This window comes from Lacinutrix sp. MedPE-SW (genome assembly GCF_001874145.1).
GTDB lineage: Bacteria > Bacteroidota > Bacteroidia > Flavobacteriales > Flavobacteriaceae > Lacinutrix.
Genome location: NZ_MPCX01000020.1, coordinates 1 through 15,870, shown reverse-complemented (window position 1 = coordinate 15,870; position 15,870 = coordinate 1). Strand labels below are relative to the sequence as shown.

At 33.5% G+C, this 15,870-nt stretch carries 11 protein-coding genes; 1 reads left to right on the top strand and 10 read right to left on the bottom strand.

The features are described from left to right. From BM549_RS13840 to BM549_RS13800, 9 genes are all read right to left on the bottom strand, one after another. Nucleotides 1-1,882, bottom strand: a 1,882-nt coding sequence (locus tag BM549_RS13840; protein ID WP_290470808.1) for a hypothetical protein, incomplete at its 3' end; no start/stop codon positions are given. A gap of 233 nt (nucleotides 1,883-2,115) precedes the next feature. After that, the gene (locus BM549_RS13835) at nucleotides 2,116-3,903 is read right to left on the bottom strand and encodes a cbb3-type cytochrome c oxidase subunit I (RefSeq protein ID WP_290470807.1); all 1,788 of its coding nucleotides are present in this window, start codon (nucleotides 3,901-3,903) and stop codon (nucleotides 2,116-2,118) included. Between the two features lie 28 nt (nucleotides 3,904-3,931). Further along, entirely contained in the window at nucleotides 3,932-5,011 is a 1,080-nt protein-coding gene (locus BM549_RS13830; protein ID WP_290470806.1) for a cytochrome c oxidase subunit II, read from the bottom strand. 30 nt (nucleotides 5,012-5,041) lie between these two features. Then, nucleotides 5,042-6,421, bottom strand: coding sequence for a quinol:cytochrome C oxidoreductase (locus BM549_RS13825; protein ID WP_290470805.1), 1,380 nt, complete (start codon nucleotides 6,419-6,421; stop codon nucleotides 5,042-5,044). Between the two features lie 21 nt (nucleotides 6,422-6,442). Continuing rightward, nucleotides 6,443-7,000 carry a cytochrome c gene (locus tag BM549_RS13820; protein ID WP_290470804.1) on the bottom strand — a complete coding sequence of 186 codons (558 nt, stop codon included), beginning with the start codon at nucleotides 6,998-7,000 and terminating at the stop codon, nucleotides 6,443-6,445. Between the two features lie 9 nt (nucleotides 7,001-7,009). Further along, a complete protein-coding gene (locus BM549_RS13815) occupies nucleotides 7,010-7,540 on the bottom strand; it encodes a DUF3341 domain-containing protein (protein ID WP_290470803.1) in 531 nt (176 codons plus the stop codon). A gap of 9 nt (nucleotides 7,541-7,549) precedes the next feature. Then, nucleotides 7,550-9,280: an NrfD/PsrC family molybdoenzyme membrane anchor subunit gene (nrfD, locus tag BM549_RS13810; protein WP_290470802.1), complete on the bottom strand. Its 1,731-nt coding sequence runs from the start codon at nucleotides 9,278-9,280 to the stop codon at nucleotides 7,550-7,552. 34 nt (nucleotides 9,281-9,314) lie between these two features. Beyond that, the gene (locus BM549_RS13805; RefSeq protein ID WP_290470801.1) at nucleotides 9,315-12,419 is read right to left on the bottom strand and encodes a TAT-variant-translocated molybdopterin oxidoreductase; all 3,105 of its coding nucleotides are present in this window, start codon (nucleotides 12,417-12,419) and stop codon (nucleotides 9,315-9,317) included. 128 nt (nucleotides 12,420-12,547) lie between these two features. After that, a complete protein-coding gene (locus tag BM549_RS13800; RefSeq protein WP_290470809.1) occupies nucleotides 12,548-13,843 on the bottom strand; it encodes a c-type cytochrome in 1,296 nt (431 codons plus the stop codon). Between the two features lie 213 nt (nucleotides 13,844-14,056). Here BM549_RS13800 and BM549_RS13795 point away from each other — a divergent pair, with 213 nt between their 5' ends. Then, a complete protein-coding gene (locus BM549_RS13795; protein WP_290470800.1) occupies nucleotides 14,057-14,455 on the top strand; it encodes an SPOR domain-containing protein in 399 nt (132 codons plus the stop codon). 89 nt (nucleotides 14,456-14,544) lie between these two features. Here the strand turns inward: BM549_RS13795 and infB are convergent. Continuing rightward, nucleotides 14,545-15,870, bottom strand: a 1,326-nt coding sequence (gene infB, locus BM549_RS13790) for a translation initiation factor IF-2 (RefSeq protein WP_290470799.1), incomplete at its 5' end; no start/stop codon positions are given.

The following is a 15,870-nucleotide window of genomic DNA, read 5'->3' as shown; positions in this document are numbered from 1 at the left end:
GTAATGGGTTTATTGTTATTTCAACTGTTACTAACTCATCATCACATGACCCTATTGCATCAACATCAAAAGTATAACTATATGTTCCTGGAGTTAATACTGATGCATCAATTGGATTTGTAATTGCTGTTCCTGTATTATCAGTTCCTGAGTACCAAGTTCCTATTTGATCTTCATTATCTAATAAATCAAATAAATCTAAAGCTGCTGGTGCTTCTCCTTCACAAAATTCTGGAAAAGTTGCTATTGGTGTTCCTGACTCTGGTGCTTCTTCTACAGTTATTGTAATAACTTCAGAATCACTACACGTTCCGTTATCTATAGTATAAGTAAATTGATAAGGACTGTTTGCTACAGTTAAACTAGTAATATCTATTGGATTTGAAACCACTGTATTAGTATCATCTGTCCAAACACCATTATTATTATCTTGAGAACCATCTAAAGCATCAAATAAATTGTAAGGTGAATTTGTTGCTAAATCATTTTCACAGAAAACAGCGTTAATCGCCATTCCTGCATCAGGATCTTGTAAAATAACCACTTGTACAGTAGTAGATTCTTCAGGACAAGGGTTTGGTGCTACATTTTGAGTATAAGTAAAATTGTATGTTCCAGGAGTAGTACCTGTTAAATCTATAGGATTTGTAATTATAGCATTAGTATTGTCTGTCCATTGTCCATTTGGATCTTCATTATCCAATAATGTTTCTAAATCAAATGAAGTTGGTAAACTCGCTTCACAAAATGTTGCTGGATTATTTACTGATACTGTGCCAGATGTAAACGTTTCATAGATAGTAATTGTAACTGTTGCACTGTCTTCTGGACAAGCACCATTTGCAGGAACTGTATATGTAAATACTGAAGCCCCAATTGGTAATAATGAAACATCAACTGTTCCAGTATTTCCATTTGTGGTAGCTATGGGACCGGACCATACACCATTTGTATCTGCTGTATTTCCAAGCTGAGGAAATAAGTCTTCAAACTGTGGACTTGAAATATCTGTTTGGCAAAAATCTAGAGCACCATCATTTCCAGCTTCAAAAGGATCAGATATAATTACTGTTACAGGAGCTGCATTACTTTCGCAAAAGAAATCTTGAGCTTGAACATAATAGGTAACACCATTAATTAGCGCTGTACTACTATTTAATGCTGGAGGAATACCGTCACCATTAGCATCAACGTTTAAATACCAATTAAAAGCACTTGTTGTACCTGGATCTAAATCTGCTATAGTTGGATTGGTATTTGAGCAAAATTCTTGAATTGCTAATGGAGTTGGGTCATCAGGAGCATCGAATACTGCTGTTGTACCGCCTTCAATTTGACTTCTACAATTTGATGCATCTACAAATACTATAAAATAATTTGTACCTCCATCTTGTAAAACATCTGTACCATTAGCTTGCATAGAAAGTTGTAAATCATAGTAAACTTCTACGCTACCACCAACGGGAGCATTAGATTGTAACTCATCGTTAATATAAGTTTGTATTGTTGCGTTTTCGTTAGAACAATAAATTCCTTCTAAATTTTGATTTGTAGCGGCAACCACAAAGTTTATAGTTATAGGTTGGCGTGTACCACAATTTCCTGTACTAGAATCTGCATAATAAGTGCCTTCTGCAACTAGTTGATTGTTATTAAAAAAGTTACCACCTGTAGGTGAATCATACCAAAGTATTCCTCCGCCATTATCTATAGCAAATGTATTTAAGTCTGAAAAGGTGTAGCCTGCAGCGTCACAAATAGCTGGTGGACTGGAATTTGAAACGGTAGGACATTGAGCAAATGCTGTTAAAATTGTAGCAAAGAATACCATAATAAAGCATGAAACCTTAAGTTCCATCCTGAATAAGGATTTTGTTTTCATAAGTAGGGTTAGTTTAGTTAATAGCTTATTAAAAAAATAAAGTTAATCAATGTAATTGTCAAACATCGAAAAATTGAATATTTTAAAAACCAGGCGTAATTTAACAGAAATTTTTGTTTTTTATCGGCTTTTTTAACTTTATTTTAATATTTAATAAGAAATATTTTATAATTGGGCATAAAAAAAGGCTTATACAAAATTGAATAAGCCGTTTTATATATATAATTAAATAGTTAATGTTGTAGTTCTTCTTCACCATCTTTTAATGGAACGATTTGAGATACAAAATCTTCATCATGACCTGGCTTACTATAATCATAAGCCCAACGGTGTACTTCTGGAATTGCTCCTGGCCAGTTACCGTGAACATGTTCTACTGGCGTAGTCCATTCCATTGTAGTAGATCTCCAAGGGTTTTGTGTAGCTTTCTTTCCATAAAACATGCTACTGAAAAAGTTATATAAGAATACTAGTTGGAAAACTCCTCCAATTAATGCAAATAATGTTATAACAACATTTACGTCTTGTAAGTCGTCAAATAATGGAAAAGCACTATTAGTATAATATCTTCTTGGTAATCCTGCCATTCCAATAAAATGCATTGGGAAGAAAACACCGTATGCACAGATTGCAGTTACCCAAAAATGAACATACCCTAAATTTTTATTTAACATACGGCCAAACATTTTAGGGAACCAGTGATAGATTCCTGCAAACATACCATATAGAGCTGAGATACCCATTACTAAGTGGAAGTGTGCAACTACAAAGTATGTGTCGTGCACGTTAATATCTAATGCACTATCTCCTAAAATAATTCCTGTTAATCCTCCAGTTATAAATGTTGACACTAGTCCTATTGAGAATAACATTGCTGGATTCATTTGAAGGTTACCTTTCCACAGTGTGGTAATATAATTAAATGCTTTTACAGCAGATGGTATTGCTATTAAAAGTGTAGTAAATGTAAATACAGATCCTAAAAATGGATTCATACCAGAAATAAACATATGGTGTCCCCAAACAATTGTTGATAAGAAAGCAATTGCTAATATCGAGGCAATCATGGCACGGTAACCAAAAATAGGTTTACGTGAGTTTGTTGCAATAATTTCTGAAGTTATACCTAATGCAGGTAATAATACAATATATACCTCTGGGTGTCCTAAGAACCAGAATAAGTGTTCAAATAATACTGGAGAACCACCTTGGTAATGTAATACTTCACCTTGAATAAATATATCTGATAAGAAGAATGATGTACCAAAACTTCTATCCATTATTAATAATAATGCTGCAGATAATAATACTGGGAATGAAATAATTCCAATAATAGCTGTAACGAAAAATGCCCAGATAGTTAATGGTAATCTAGTCATAGACATTCCCTTAGTTCTTAGGTTAATTACTGTTACTACATAGTTTAAAGAGCCTAAAAGTGATGAAGCAATAAATATTGCCATAGATACTAACCACATTGTCATACCAGTACCAGAGCCTCCTTGGGCTAAAGGTAAAGCACTTAAAGGCGGATAAATTGTCCATCCTGCTGCAGCTGGTCCAGCTTCAACAAAAAATGATAAAACCATAATTACACTAGATATAAAGAATAACCAGTATGAAACCATGTTTAAAAATCCAGAAGCCATATCTCGTGCTCCAATTTGTAATGGAATAAGAAGGTTACTAAATGTACCACTTAAACCTGCAGTAAGTACAAAAAACACCATTATTGTACCGTGAATTGTTACTAATGCTAAGTAAATATCTGCATCCATAACACCTTCTGGTGCCCATTTACCTAGTAAAGCCTTAAAAATTACGTTTGGCTCTTCTGGCCATGCAATTTGCATACGCATCATTAAAGACATCATTACACCAATAACTCCCATAATAGTACCAGTAATAAGGTACTGTTTAGCAATCATTTTGTGGTCTTGACTAAAAATATATTTAGTTATAAACGTTTCTTTATGGTGGTGATCGTCGTGAGCGTCGTGAGTATCTGCGTGTGCTGACATAATCTATATATCTTTTATAATCTTTTAATTAATTATTTTCAACTAGAGAGTTTTTGAATACTTTTTGAGTTTTTAACCAAGCCTCATATTCTTCTTGAGTTTCTACTATTATTTTCATTTGCATATTGTAGTGAGATTTACCACAAATTTTATTACATAATAATAGATAATCAAATTCGTAACGCTCTAAACCTTCTTCGCCTTTGGCTATTAAAGCTTTACTTTTTTCAACTCTTATTTTATTTATGTTAGAAACTTTATCAATCATTTCAGGTGTTTCACGCATTTCAGCTGTAGTTACAGTTGGAGTAAAACCAAATTGAGTAATCATTCCAGGAACACAGTTCATTTGAGCTCTAAAGTGAGGCATATATGCTGAATGTAAAACATCTTGAGAACGCATTTTAAATAATACAGGACGACCTACTGGTAAGTGAAGTTCTGTTGTAATAATATCATCCTGAGCATATGGATCTGATTCGTCAAGACCTAATATATTAGCGCGATCAATATCAATTAATCTTACATTAGCTTTACCTAATGCGTTATCTTCTCCTGCATATCTAGCTTTCCAGTTAAATTGTTGTGCATAAAGTTCTATAACTAATGGATCATTTTCTGTACTAACATTCATTATAGTAGTCCATGTAAATAACCCTTTAATTATTAAACCTGCTAAAACAATTACAGGTATAATAGTCCAAATTGCTTCTAATTTGTTGTTATCTGCATAAAACAAAGCTTTTTTTCCTTTTTCACCTTTATATTTAAAAGCAAAATAGTGTAATAAAAACTGAGTTATTGTTTGTACAAAAAAGATAACTATCATAGAGATAATCATTAAACTATCTATATCTGGTCCATGTTCTGAAGCAGAATTAGACATTAATGGTAAATCACCATACATAGCAAAACACATAATAGTAATTACATAAATGAAGATTAAAAAACCTAACATTAAGTAACCGTTAATTTTATTGTCTTTATCGTTTGCTATTTGATTATTACCACCAGCAGAAACTGATTGAGTTAAATCAAATATTTTAACCATTTGCCAAATTGCAACTAGTATGAATACTAAAACTAAAATTGATAATAAAGCCGTCATTGTTGTCGTTCTTCTTTATTGAATGTGTTATTAATAATGGAAATGTTCGCTTTCTTTTACAAAAGGATTTCTTGTTGGCTCTAGTGGCGCTTTTGTAAGTGCTGTAAAGACAATAAAGATAAATAATCCTGCAAAGAATAACATTGATCCAATTTCTGGGATACCAATATACCATTGGTCACCAACTGTTGCTGGCATAATCATATTAAATACATCGATATAATGACCTGCTAATATCATTACACCTGTCATTACTACAAACCAAGGCATACGCTTATAATCACTATTCATTAATAATAGTAATGGGAATATAAAGTTCATAGCAATCATACCAAAAAATGGTAATTTATAATCTTCAATTCTTGTTATAAAATATGTTACTTCTTCTGGTATATTAGAATACCAAATTAACATGAATTGAGAAAACCATAAGTACGTCCAGAAAATACTGAAACCAAACATGAATTTAGCTAAATCATGTAAGTGACTATCATTTACTTTTGGTAATAATCCTTTACCTTTTAAATACAATGTTATTAATGCTATTGTAGTTACACCACAAACCATCATTCCTGCAAAGACATACCAACCAAATAAAGTTGAGAACCAGTGTGGGTCTACACTCATAATCCAATCCCAAGACATCATAGATTCTGTATAAATAAAGAATACTAAAAATGCTGCTGAAATTCTGAAAGTTTTCTTAAAATTTTTATTGTCATCTGCCTTATCTTGAGCTATAGAGAATTTTCTAGAAAAATGTCTATATGCAGCCCAACCAGCAATGAAAACTAATCCTCTAATTAGAAATCCGTACTTGTTTAACCAACCTACTTTTCCTTGTATTAATTTGTCATGAGCAACAACTTCTGGGTCCATCCAAACAAAAATATTATAGTGGCCAATTGTACCAGAAGCAAAAGCTATTAATAATACAATTAAAGCTCCTGGAAGTAAATAAGCTGTAATACCTTCCATTACTCTTAATAATAAAGGAGACCAACCTGCTTGTGCAGCATATTGTATTGCATAAAAAGCTAATACACCTAATGATATCATCATGAAAAAGAATGCTGCAATATAAAATGCAGACCATGGTCTGTTATGCATTGCATGCATTACGTGATTTACATGTTTAGTGTGCTCATCAACATTTTCATGACTACCTGAATGCTCATCTGTTTTATGTGTATCATGAGTGCCTTCTGCTATTTCATGTGTTTCTTTTACAGTATGATCTGTAGTAGTTTCACCATGTCCATCTCCGTGATGAGACTCGTTTGCTAACATTGTTTCAACTTCCTCAAATGTTACGTGAGATGTTAGAAAACTATAACCTACACCTAATGCTCCAACAACCATTAGTATAATTGCAGTTAATCTTAGTCTATTTGAAATTTTGTATTCCATTATATAATCTTTAACTAAATCTTATTTTTCTAATTCTGCTTTCAACTTCATTACATATGCAACAACCTGCCAACGCTCTTCTTCGTTAAGTTGATTTGCATAAGAACCCATTGTATTTTTACCATAGTAAATGGTATGATAAATTGAACCTGGTGTTATTGCTCTTCCTGCATCGTCATAACTAGGTACTCCAAGAATTTTTTCTCTTTGTACTAATTTTCCTTGACCATTACCTTTATTACCATGACAAATTGCACAGTATACAGCGTATAAAGGACCACCTTTTTCGTAATCTACTTGTGTAGAATCAAGTTTCATTAGTAATGAATCTTTGGCAAGGTTATAACCTTCTGTAGTATTTTCTATATCAAAAGGCGTATATCCTCTAGGGATTGTTCCTTCTGCAGGAATTTGTGCTTCAACTCCGTTTGCGAAAGCATCAGATTCTTGATATGTTTCGTATGCTAGTGATTCGTACATATTAGGCATATACTCATAGTTAGGTCTAGAGTCTTTTTTACAAGCTACAATAGACATTACTACTAATGCTAATATTGTTATTTTAATAATGCTCTTCATTTTATAAAATTAATGCGCGTTATCTATTATGTTTATTTCTACTGCACCAGTTTGTGATAATAAATCGTGCAATTCTTTTTCGTTTCCATGAACAGGTATTTCCATTAAAAAATGGTCATCTGTTGTTCTTGGATCTGGATTTTCAGCTTTTTTAAATGGCCACATTCTACTTCTTAAATAAAATGTAATTACCATTAAGTGAGCTGCAAAGAATACTGTTAATTCGAACATAATTGGAACGAATGCTGGCATATTCTCTAAATAACTAAAGCTTGGTTTACCACCAATATTTTGTGGCCAATCTTCAATCATAATAAAATTCATCATGATTGTTGCTACTGTTAAACCTACACAACCGTATAAAAATGATGCGATTGCTATTCTTGTTGGCGCTAATCCCATAGCCTTGTCTAGTCCGTGAACAGGAAAAGGCGTATATATTTCTTCAATGTGATGTTTTTCGGCTTTTACTGATTTTACAGCTGCCATTAAAACATCATCATCGTTATAAATAGCGTGAATTACTTTTGAAGTTTCCATATGCTACTTTTAGTTTATTAATTTTTTAGCTTGTCCAGACCAATCATCACGTTCTGCTCTTCCTGGGAAAGAACCAGTAATTTCGTCTAACAATGTATATTCTCTATTTGTCATTTTACTTACTTGCGCGAAAGTAAAAATACCGATACTATTTAATGTTTGCTCCATTTTTGGACCAATACCATTAATTACTTTTAAATCGTCTGCTGTTTGAGTTGCTGGATCAAATGTTCCTATACCTTCAAGTAAGTTATTTACTTTAGTGTCGTCTTTAGCAAACGTAGGCGTAAGTGTTGTTTCTTCTTTTAATTCATATACAGAAGTTCTTTTATCTGAACCTGTACCCATTAAACTATCTCCTCTTTCTCTTATATTTTTATAACGTTGTCCAGAAGATTTTAATATTGTTTTCACCTCGGCTTGAGCAATTACTGGGAATGTTCTAGAGTATAATAAGAATAGTACAAAGAAGAATCCTATTGTACCAATAAATATTCCAATATCTACAAATGTTGGAGAGAACATTGTCCAAGAAGATGGTAAGTAATCTCTATGTAAAGATGTTACAATAATTACAAAACGCTCAAACCACATTCCTATGTTTACAACTATAGAAATTATAAAAGAGAACATAATACTTGTACGTAATTTTTTAAACCACATAAACTGTGGAGAGAATACGTTACAAGACATCATTGCCCAATATGCCCACCAGTAAGGTCCTGTTGCTCTGTTTAAGAATGCATACTGCTCAAATTCTACTCCAGAGTACCAAGCTACAAACAACTCAGTAATATAAGCTACACCAACTATAGAACCTGTAATCATGATTACAATATTCATTAATTCTATATGTTGTACTGTAATATAATCTTCTAGGTTACACACTTTTCTCATTATTATAAGAAGCGTATTTACCATAGCAAAACCTGAGAAAATCGCACCTGCAACGAAGTAAGGTGGGAAAATTGTAGTGTGCCATCCTGGTATAACCGATGTTGCAAAGTCAAAAGATACAATGGTGTGTACCGAAAGTACTAATGGTGTTGCTAAACCTGCTAATACAAGTGAAACTTCTTCAAAACGTTGCCAATCTTTAGCACGACCAGTCCAACCAAAACTTAATAATGAATAAATTTTCTTTTGAAATGGTTTTATTGCTCTATCTCTAAGCATTGCAAAATCTGGTAATAAACCTGTCCACCAGAAAACTAATGATACAGATAAATATGTTGAAATTGCAAATACATCCCAAAGTAGCGGAGAGTTAAAGTTTACCCATAATGAACCAAATTGGTTTGGTATAGGTAATACCCAATATGCTAACCATGGACGTCCCATGTGAATAATTGGGAATAATCCTGCTTGAACTACTGAGAAAATTGTCATTGCCTCTGCAGAACGGTTAATTGCCATTCTCCATTTTTGACGGAAAAGTAAGAGTACTGCAGAAATTAATGTTCCTGCGTGACCAATACCAACCCACCAAACAAAGTTAGTAATATCCCAAGCCCATCCAACGGTCTTGTTTAATCCCCAAGTTCCAATACCTGTTGATACTGTATAAATAATACAACCAATTCCCCAAAGAAAAGCTACTAATGCAATTGAAAAAACAATCCACCATTGTTTGTTAGCTTTTCCTTCTACAGGAGCTGCGATATCTACAGTTACATCGTGATACGATTTTTCGCCTGTAACTAAAGGTCTTCTAATAGGTGCTTCGTAATGAGACGCCATAATCCTTTTATAATTGTTCGTTAATTAATTCTTTTTATGCTTTCGTGTTTCTCACTTTAGTATGATACTGAACATTAGGTTTAGTACCAACACTTTCTAATAAGTGATACATACGATCGTCTTTTAAAAGTTTTGCAACTTTACTATTTTTATCGTTAATATCTCCAAATACCATTGCTCCATTGCTACAAGCAGAAGAACAAGCTGTTTGGAATTCACCATCCTTAATCTCACGGCCATCGCGTTTTGCATCAAGAATTGTTTTTTGTGTTTTTTGAATACACATAGAACATTTCTCCATAACACCACGAGAACGTACAGTTACATCTGGATTAATAACCATTCTTCCTAGGTCATCATTCATAAAGTAATCAAACTCATCGTTACCATTGTATAAGAACCAGTTGAATCTACGCACTTTATATGGGCAGTTATTTGCACAATATCTAGTACCTACACAACGGTTATATGCCATGTGGTTTTGACCTTGACGACCATGTGAGGTAGCCGCTACAGGACATACAGTTTCACAAGGCGCATGATTACAATGTTGACACATTACTGGTTGGAATGCTACTTGTGGATTGTCTGATGCTGCTTCAAGCTCACCAAACCCTCCTAAAGAACCATTATCTCCAAATAACCCTGAGAATCCTTCTTTTTTAGCATCATCCTGCTCGAAAGTTTCTTCTGAAGAATAGTATCTATCGATACGTAACCAATGCATATCACGGCTACGACGAATTTCTTCTTTACCTACTACTGGTACATTATTTTCTGCGTGACATGCTATTACACATGCTCCACAACCTGTACAAGCATTTAAGTCAATAGATAAATTAAAATGATGACCTACTGAACGATCAAACTCATCCCATAAATCTACATCTGGAGAAGTTACTGGAGTTTCTTCATGATTTAAAGATACCATTGGTACAGCGTTCCAAGCGCTTTTGTCCTTAGTATTAAAAATCTCTAAAGTGGTTTCTTTAATAATGTCTCCACGACCCATTAAAGTATTTTGTAACTGTACACATGCAAATTCATGCATACCAGCTGCTTTTTTAACTGTAACTTCTTGAATGTTATTAAAATTCTGGTATAATGCGTAAGCATTTTTACCAGTTTGCATTTCTTCTTTTAAACCAGCAGTTCTACCATAACCAAATGCTAGACCTACAGAACCTGTAGCTTGACCTGGTTGAATAATTACTGGCACGGTTAACTTGGTTCCATTTACAGTAACGTCTGCATAACTACCATTTAAGGCTCCTGTTGCATCATTTTCATTAACTATTTCTAATCTTTTAGCATCTTTTGCAGAAATTGTTAAATAGTTATCCCAAGATGTTCTTGTAATAGGATCTGGAAACTCTTGTAACCATGGGTTATTTGCTTGTTGACCATCACCCATACCTGTTTTGGTATACAATGTCAACTCCATACCTTTAGAAGTTGCACTAGCTGCTAAAGCTCTAGCTGCATTTCCAGCTGGTGTTTCCATATTATCTTCAGAAACTTCAGCAGTTTCTTCAACTACATCTCCAGATACTTTAGAAATAAAAGACCCATCGTGTAATGCTTGATTAAATGAAGCTCCACCTAATATTGAGCTATTCCAAACATTTTTTACGTAATCGCTATACTTTTCAGTATTACTATTCCATAATAATAAAACATCCTGAAATTGTTTAGTATCAAATAAAGGACGAATAGTAGGTTGTATTAAACCAAAATGACCTTTCTTTAATTCTACATCTCCCCAACTTTCTAAATAGTGAGGTGCAGCAGCAATATATTGTGACACTGAAGCTGTTTCGTCTGCTTTCACTGAAAAAGCAACAGATAGTTCAGTGTTTTTTAATCCTTCAGCAAAATCTGAAGCATTAGGTAATGTATATAATGGATTTACACCACTCATGATAATAGCACCAACTTTACCTGCTTTCATATCTGCAACTAAAGCCATTACTGCTTTATCGTTTCCTTGTCTTGTTTTAATAGGTTTTTTAGGATTGAAAGCTTTACTACTTAAAGCTTCATTAATCTCTAAAACTACTGTTTGAGCGTTTACATCTTGTAAACCTGTAACAACAACACCAGCACTCTCTGCAACTCTTAATTCGTTTGCTGCACTTGTAACTGCTTTTTCAATGTTAGCTGGTAAACTTCCAGAGAAAGTACTACCCGAAACTATTAAACTATGTAATTTAGCTAAAGCAAGTTTTTGTTGATTTGGTGTTAAAGGAATACGCTCGTCTGCATTTGCTCCTGCAAGAGACATGTTAGATTCAAACTGAATATGACGTGACATTTTTCCATTTGTTGGAATGCGTCCTTGAGAGTATCCAGTATCAAAACCTCCACCTTGCCAATCTCCTAAGAAATCTGCTCCAAAACCAACAATTGTTGATGCTAAAGAAAAATCGTAATCAGCTAAGCCTCTTTCGTTATATTTTGCTTGAAACGCATCTAAAGCGGCAGATTCTGACACAGCATCATAAACCACATGATTTACATTTCCATATTTTTCTTTAAATTCAGAAATCAACTTAGACGTTGATGGACTTGCAAAAGTTTGTGTTAATAATACTATTTGTTTTCCACTATCTCTTAAAGCGTTTAATTTTTGAGTTGTTTCAGAAGTAAAAGTAGACCAAGAAATAGCTGCATCGCCTTTCATTGGGTTCTTTACTCTTAAACTATCATACAATCCTAAAACTGATGCATTAACTCTTGCATTTGCGCCACCATCTGTAGCTCCAAGATTATTGTTTTCAATTTTAATTGGACGACCTTCTCGAGTTTTAACTAAAACACTTGCAAAATCAAAACCATCTGCAATTGTAGTTGCATAATAATTAGCTACACCAGGAATTATAGAATCTGGCTGTACTACATAAGGGATTGATTTAATTACTGGTCCTTCACAAGCAGCTAAAGAAGCTGCAGCTGTACTAAAACCAACATATTTTAAGAAATCACGACGCGTTGTAGATGAAGATTCTAATGTTTCCTTGTCTCCAAGAAACTCATCAGTAGGGATTTCATTTACAAATTCGTTTTGTTTTAGCGTCTCAACAATAGAGCTATCTTTTAGCTCCTCAACACTTTTCCAGTATTTCTTGTTTGATGACATATTATATAATTGAATTACTTCTTAATTTATTTCTTATTTCGTTTAAAACACATCGACTCGCTCTGTGTAACAACTATTCTCTCTAATAAGAGACTCCCAGTGTTATAGGATTTATTAAAAATTAAATTTTAATAATGACATTTTCCACACTCTAAACCACCCATTTGTGCTGCAGTTAATTCTTCAACACCATATTTTTTAGATAATTGCTCGTGAATTTTAGTATAATATTCGTTGTCTTTAACTTTTACATTTGTCTCTCTGTGACAGTTAATACACCAACCCATTGTTAATGGAGCGTATTGGTACATAATTTCCATTTCTTCAACTGGACCGTGACATGTTTGACATTCTACTCCTGCTACAGAAACGTGCTGAGAGTGATTAAAATATGCAAAATCTGGCAAGTTATGAATTCTTGTCCATTTTACAGGTTTAGTTTCGCCTGTATATTTTTGATTTGCATCATCCCAACCTACGGCTGCATATAATTTTTTAATTTCACCATCGTAAAACGCTTTACTGTATTCTTCTGTCGCTGTAGTCTCTGCTACTTCATAAATTGATTTATGACAGTTCATACAGATATTTAACGAAGGAATGCCCGAATGTTTAGACACTCTTGCTGAAGAGTGACAGTATTTACAATCAATACCATTGTCACCTGCGTGAATTCTATGCGAATAGTGTATTTCTTGTACCGGCTCGTAACCTTGATTAACACCTACTTGCATAAAGTAACCGTAAACAAAATAACCTGCAGCTAATAAAAAGAAAATAGCTGTAACTAAAACTAAAAATTGATTTTCAACAAAAGCTTTCCAAAGTGGTTTTCTTGAAGACTTAGCTTCCAGCTCTACTCCTTTTTCATTTGCAAAACGACGTAACGTTTTATTAACTAAAACTAACGCTATTGCCAATAAAGCAAACAACAATGCTAAAGCACCTAAAATTAAAGTGTTTGATGCAGTATCGCTTGACGGGTTAGAATCACCTCCTCCAACTACACCAGGTGTAACTGCCGGAGCCGCTTTTTCTTCAGCTGTGTAAGCTAATATATTGTCAATATCTGAATCTGATAATTGAGGAAAAGCAGTCATTGCAGTACCGTTGTACTCTTTATAAATCTTGTTAGCATAAGCATCACCAGATTTAATCATGCCTGCACTATTTTTTATCCAAGCATAAAGCCATGCTCTATCTAAACCTTCTTCTTCTGCTAAACGCGCTTCTACATTTCTTAATGCAGGACCTGTCATTTTCTTATCCAACTTGTGACATGATGCACAATTTGCATTAAACAATGCTTTTCCTGCTGCAGCATCTCCATCTTGAGCTGAAAGGGAAGTAGAAAACGCTAGTATAAAAATTAAGCTTAAATGAAGAATATTAACGCCTAATTTGCGGTGAATCACCTGTTTCATATTGTTGATTGAATTTACTTCTAAACTTTGGTATGATTTTTTCATCTATACTTTAAAAATACAGTTATAAAAAACTTAGGCAAAAGTAATACTTAAAGTCCATTTTAGAAATCTTAAAGAAGTCTTAATTCCTAATTTAGAGGAATTCTAAATAAGAAAATCGATTTGATTTCGTTTATAACATTTACATTTGTAACAAATAGAATATAAAAAATGAAGATTATTTCGACAAAAAAAATTAGCTTATTTATACTTTTAACTGCTGGCTTTTATTCTTTTAGCAATGCACAAGAAGGTTCTGTAAAAATTTCTCAAAATGAAGAAATAACTAGTTTATTAGAACTAAAAAAGCAAATTAACACTGAAGACAAAGATTCTGATCGATATAAAATTCAAATATTTTCCGGGAGTCGAGAACGTGCTGAAAGTATGGAAAACAGTTTTGACAGCTCTTTTAACTCTTGGCCATCAAGTTTAGTTTATGAAACACCTAATTATAAAGTATGGGTTGGAAGTTTTAGAACTCGTCTTGAAGCCGATCGCGCTTTAATGAAAATTAAAAAGAAATTCCCAACCGGTTCTTTTATATTCAAACCTAAAAAAAAGGATTAATTTAGAGCAAAGAATTAAAATTAAAAAGCCGTTTTCAAATCAATTGAAAACGGCTTTTTTATTATTTAATAAGTGCTTTTTACGACACCTTATTTAAGTTTCTTTTTTACTTCTACTTCATGGAATGCTTCTATAACATCACCTTCTTTAATGTCGTTATAGTTTTTAATTTGCATACCACAATCGTAACCTTTACCTACTTCTTTAACATCATCTTTAAAACGTTTTAATGATGCTAATTCACCAGTGTAAACTACAACTCCATCACGTATTAAACGTATTTTAGAGTTACGGTAAATTTTACCATTCATTACCATACAACCTGCAATTGTACCAACCTTTGATACTTTAAACATTTCTCTAATTTCTGCTGTACCTGTAACTTCTTCTTTAACTTCTGGAGATAACATACCTTCCATCGCGTCTTTAAGATCGTTAATAGCATCGTAGATAATAGAGTAAGTTCTAATATCGATTTCTTCGGTATCTGCAACTTGTCTAGCATTTCCAACAGGACGTACGTTAAATCCTATAATAATAGCATCTGACGCTGTTGCTAATAATACATCACTTTCTGTAATAGCTCCTACGCCTTTATGTATGATATTTACATGAATTTCTTCAGTAGATAATTTTTGGAAAGAGTCTGTTAACGCTTCTACCGAACCATCAACATCACCTTTTAATATAATATTAAGCTCTTGGAAATCTCCTAAAGCAATACGACGACCAATCTCATCTAATGTAATATGACGTTGCGTTCTAACAGATTGCTCTCGTTGTAATTGCGCTCTTTTAGTAGCAATTTGCTTAGCTTCACGCTCATCTGCAAAGACATTAAATTTATCTCCTGCTTGTGGTGCGCCATCTAAACCTAAAATAGATACTGGTGTAGAAGGTCCTGCTTGTGCAACATCGTTTCCACGCTCATCATGCATGGCTTTAATTTTACCACTGTTTTTACCTGCTAATACGTAATCACCTATTTTTAATGTTCCGGCTTGTACTAATATTGTAGAGACATAACCACGACCTTTATCAAGGAATGCTTCTACTACAGTACCAACAGCTGGTTTATTAGGGTTTGCTTTTAACTCTAATAATTCTGCTTCAAGCAATACTTTTTCAAGTAAATCTTTTACACCAGTTCCCATTTTTGCTGATATATCGTGTGATTGTATTTTACCACCCCAATCTTCAACTAATAAGTTCATGTTTGCTAATCCTTCTTTAATTTTTTCTGGGTTAGCATCTGGCTTATCTATTTTATTTATAGCAAAAACAATTGGTACTCCTGCAGCTTGTGCGTGAGAAATTGCTTCTTTTGTTTGCGGCATGATATCATCATCTGCTGCTGCAACAATAATTGCTATATCTGTTACTTGAGCACCACGTGCACGCATGGCTGTAAAGGC

What these genes read in the sequence shown, in the direction of transcription:
- BM549_RS13795 (WP_290470800.1), top strand. Translation starts at nt 14,057, where the DNA reads ATGAAGATTATTTCGACAAAAAAAATTAGCTTATTTATACTTTTAACT.
- nrfD (WP_290470802.1), bottom strand. Translation starts at nt 9,280, where the DNA reads ATGGCGTCTCATTACGAAGCACCTATTAGAAGACCTTTAGTTACAGGC.
- BM549_RS13820 (WP_290470804.1), bottom strand. Translation starts at nt 7,000, where the DNA reads ATGAAGAGCATTATTAAAATAACAATATTAGCATTAGTAGTAATGTCT.
- BM549_RS13825 (WP_290470805.1), bottom strand. Translation starts at nt 6,421, where the DNA reads ATGGAATACAAAATTTCAAATAGACTAAGATTAACTGCAATTATACTA.
- BM549_RS13835 (WP_290470807.1), bottom strand. Translation starts at nt 3,903, where the DNA reads ATGTCAGCACACGCAGATACTCACGACGCTCACGACGATCACCACCAT.
- BM549_RS13815 (WP_290470803.1), bottom strand. Translation starts at nt 7,540, where the DNA reads ATGGAAACTTCAAAAGTAATTCACGCTATTTATAACGATGATGATGTT.
- BM549_RS13805 (WP_290470801.1), bottom strand. Translation starts at nt 12,419, where the DNA reads ATGTCATCAAACAAGAAATACTGGAAAAGTGTTGAGGAGCTAAAAGAT.
- BM549_RS13800 (WP_290470809.1), bottom strand. Translation starts at nt 13,843, where the DNA reads ATGAAACAGGTGATTCACCGCAAATTAGGCGTTAATATTCTTCATTTA.
- BM549_RS13830 (WP_290470806.1), bottom strand. Translation starts at nt 5,011, where the DNA reads ATGACGGCTTTATTATCAATTTTAGTTTTAGTATTCATACTAGTTGCA.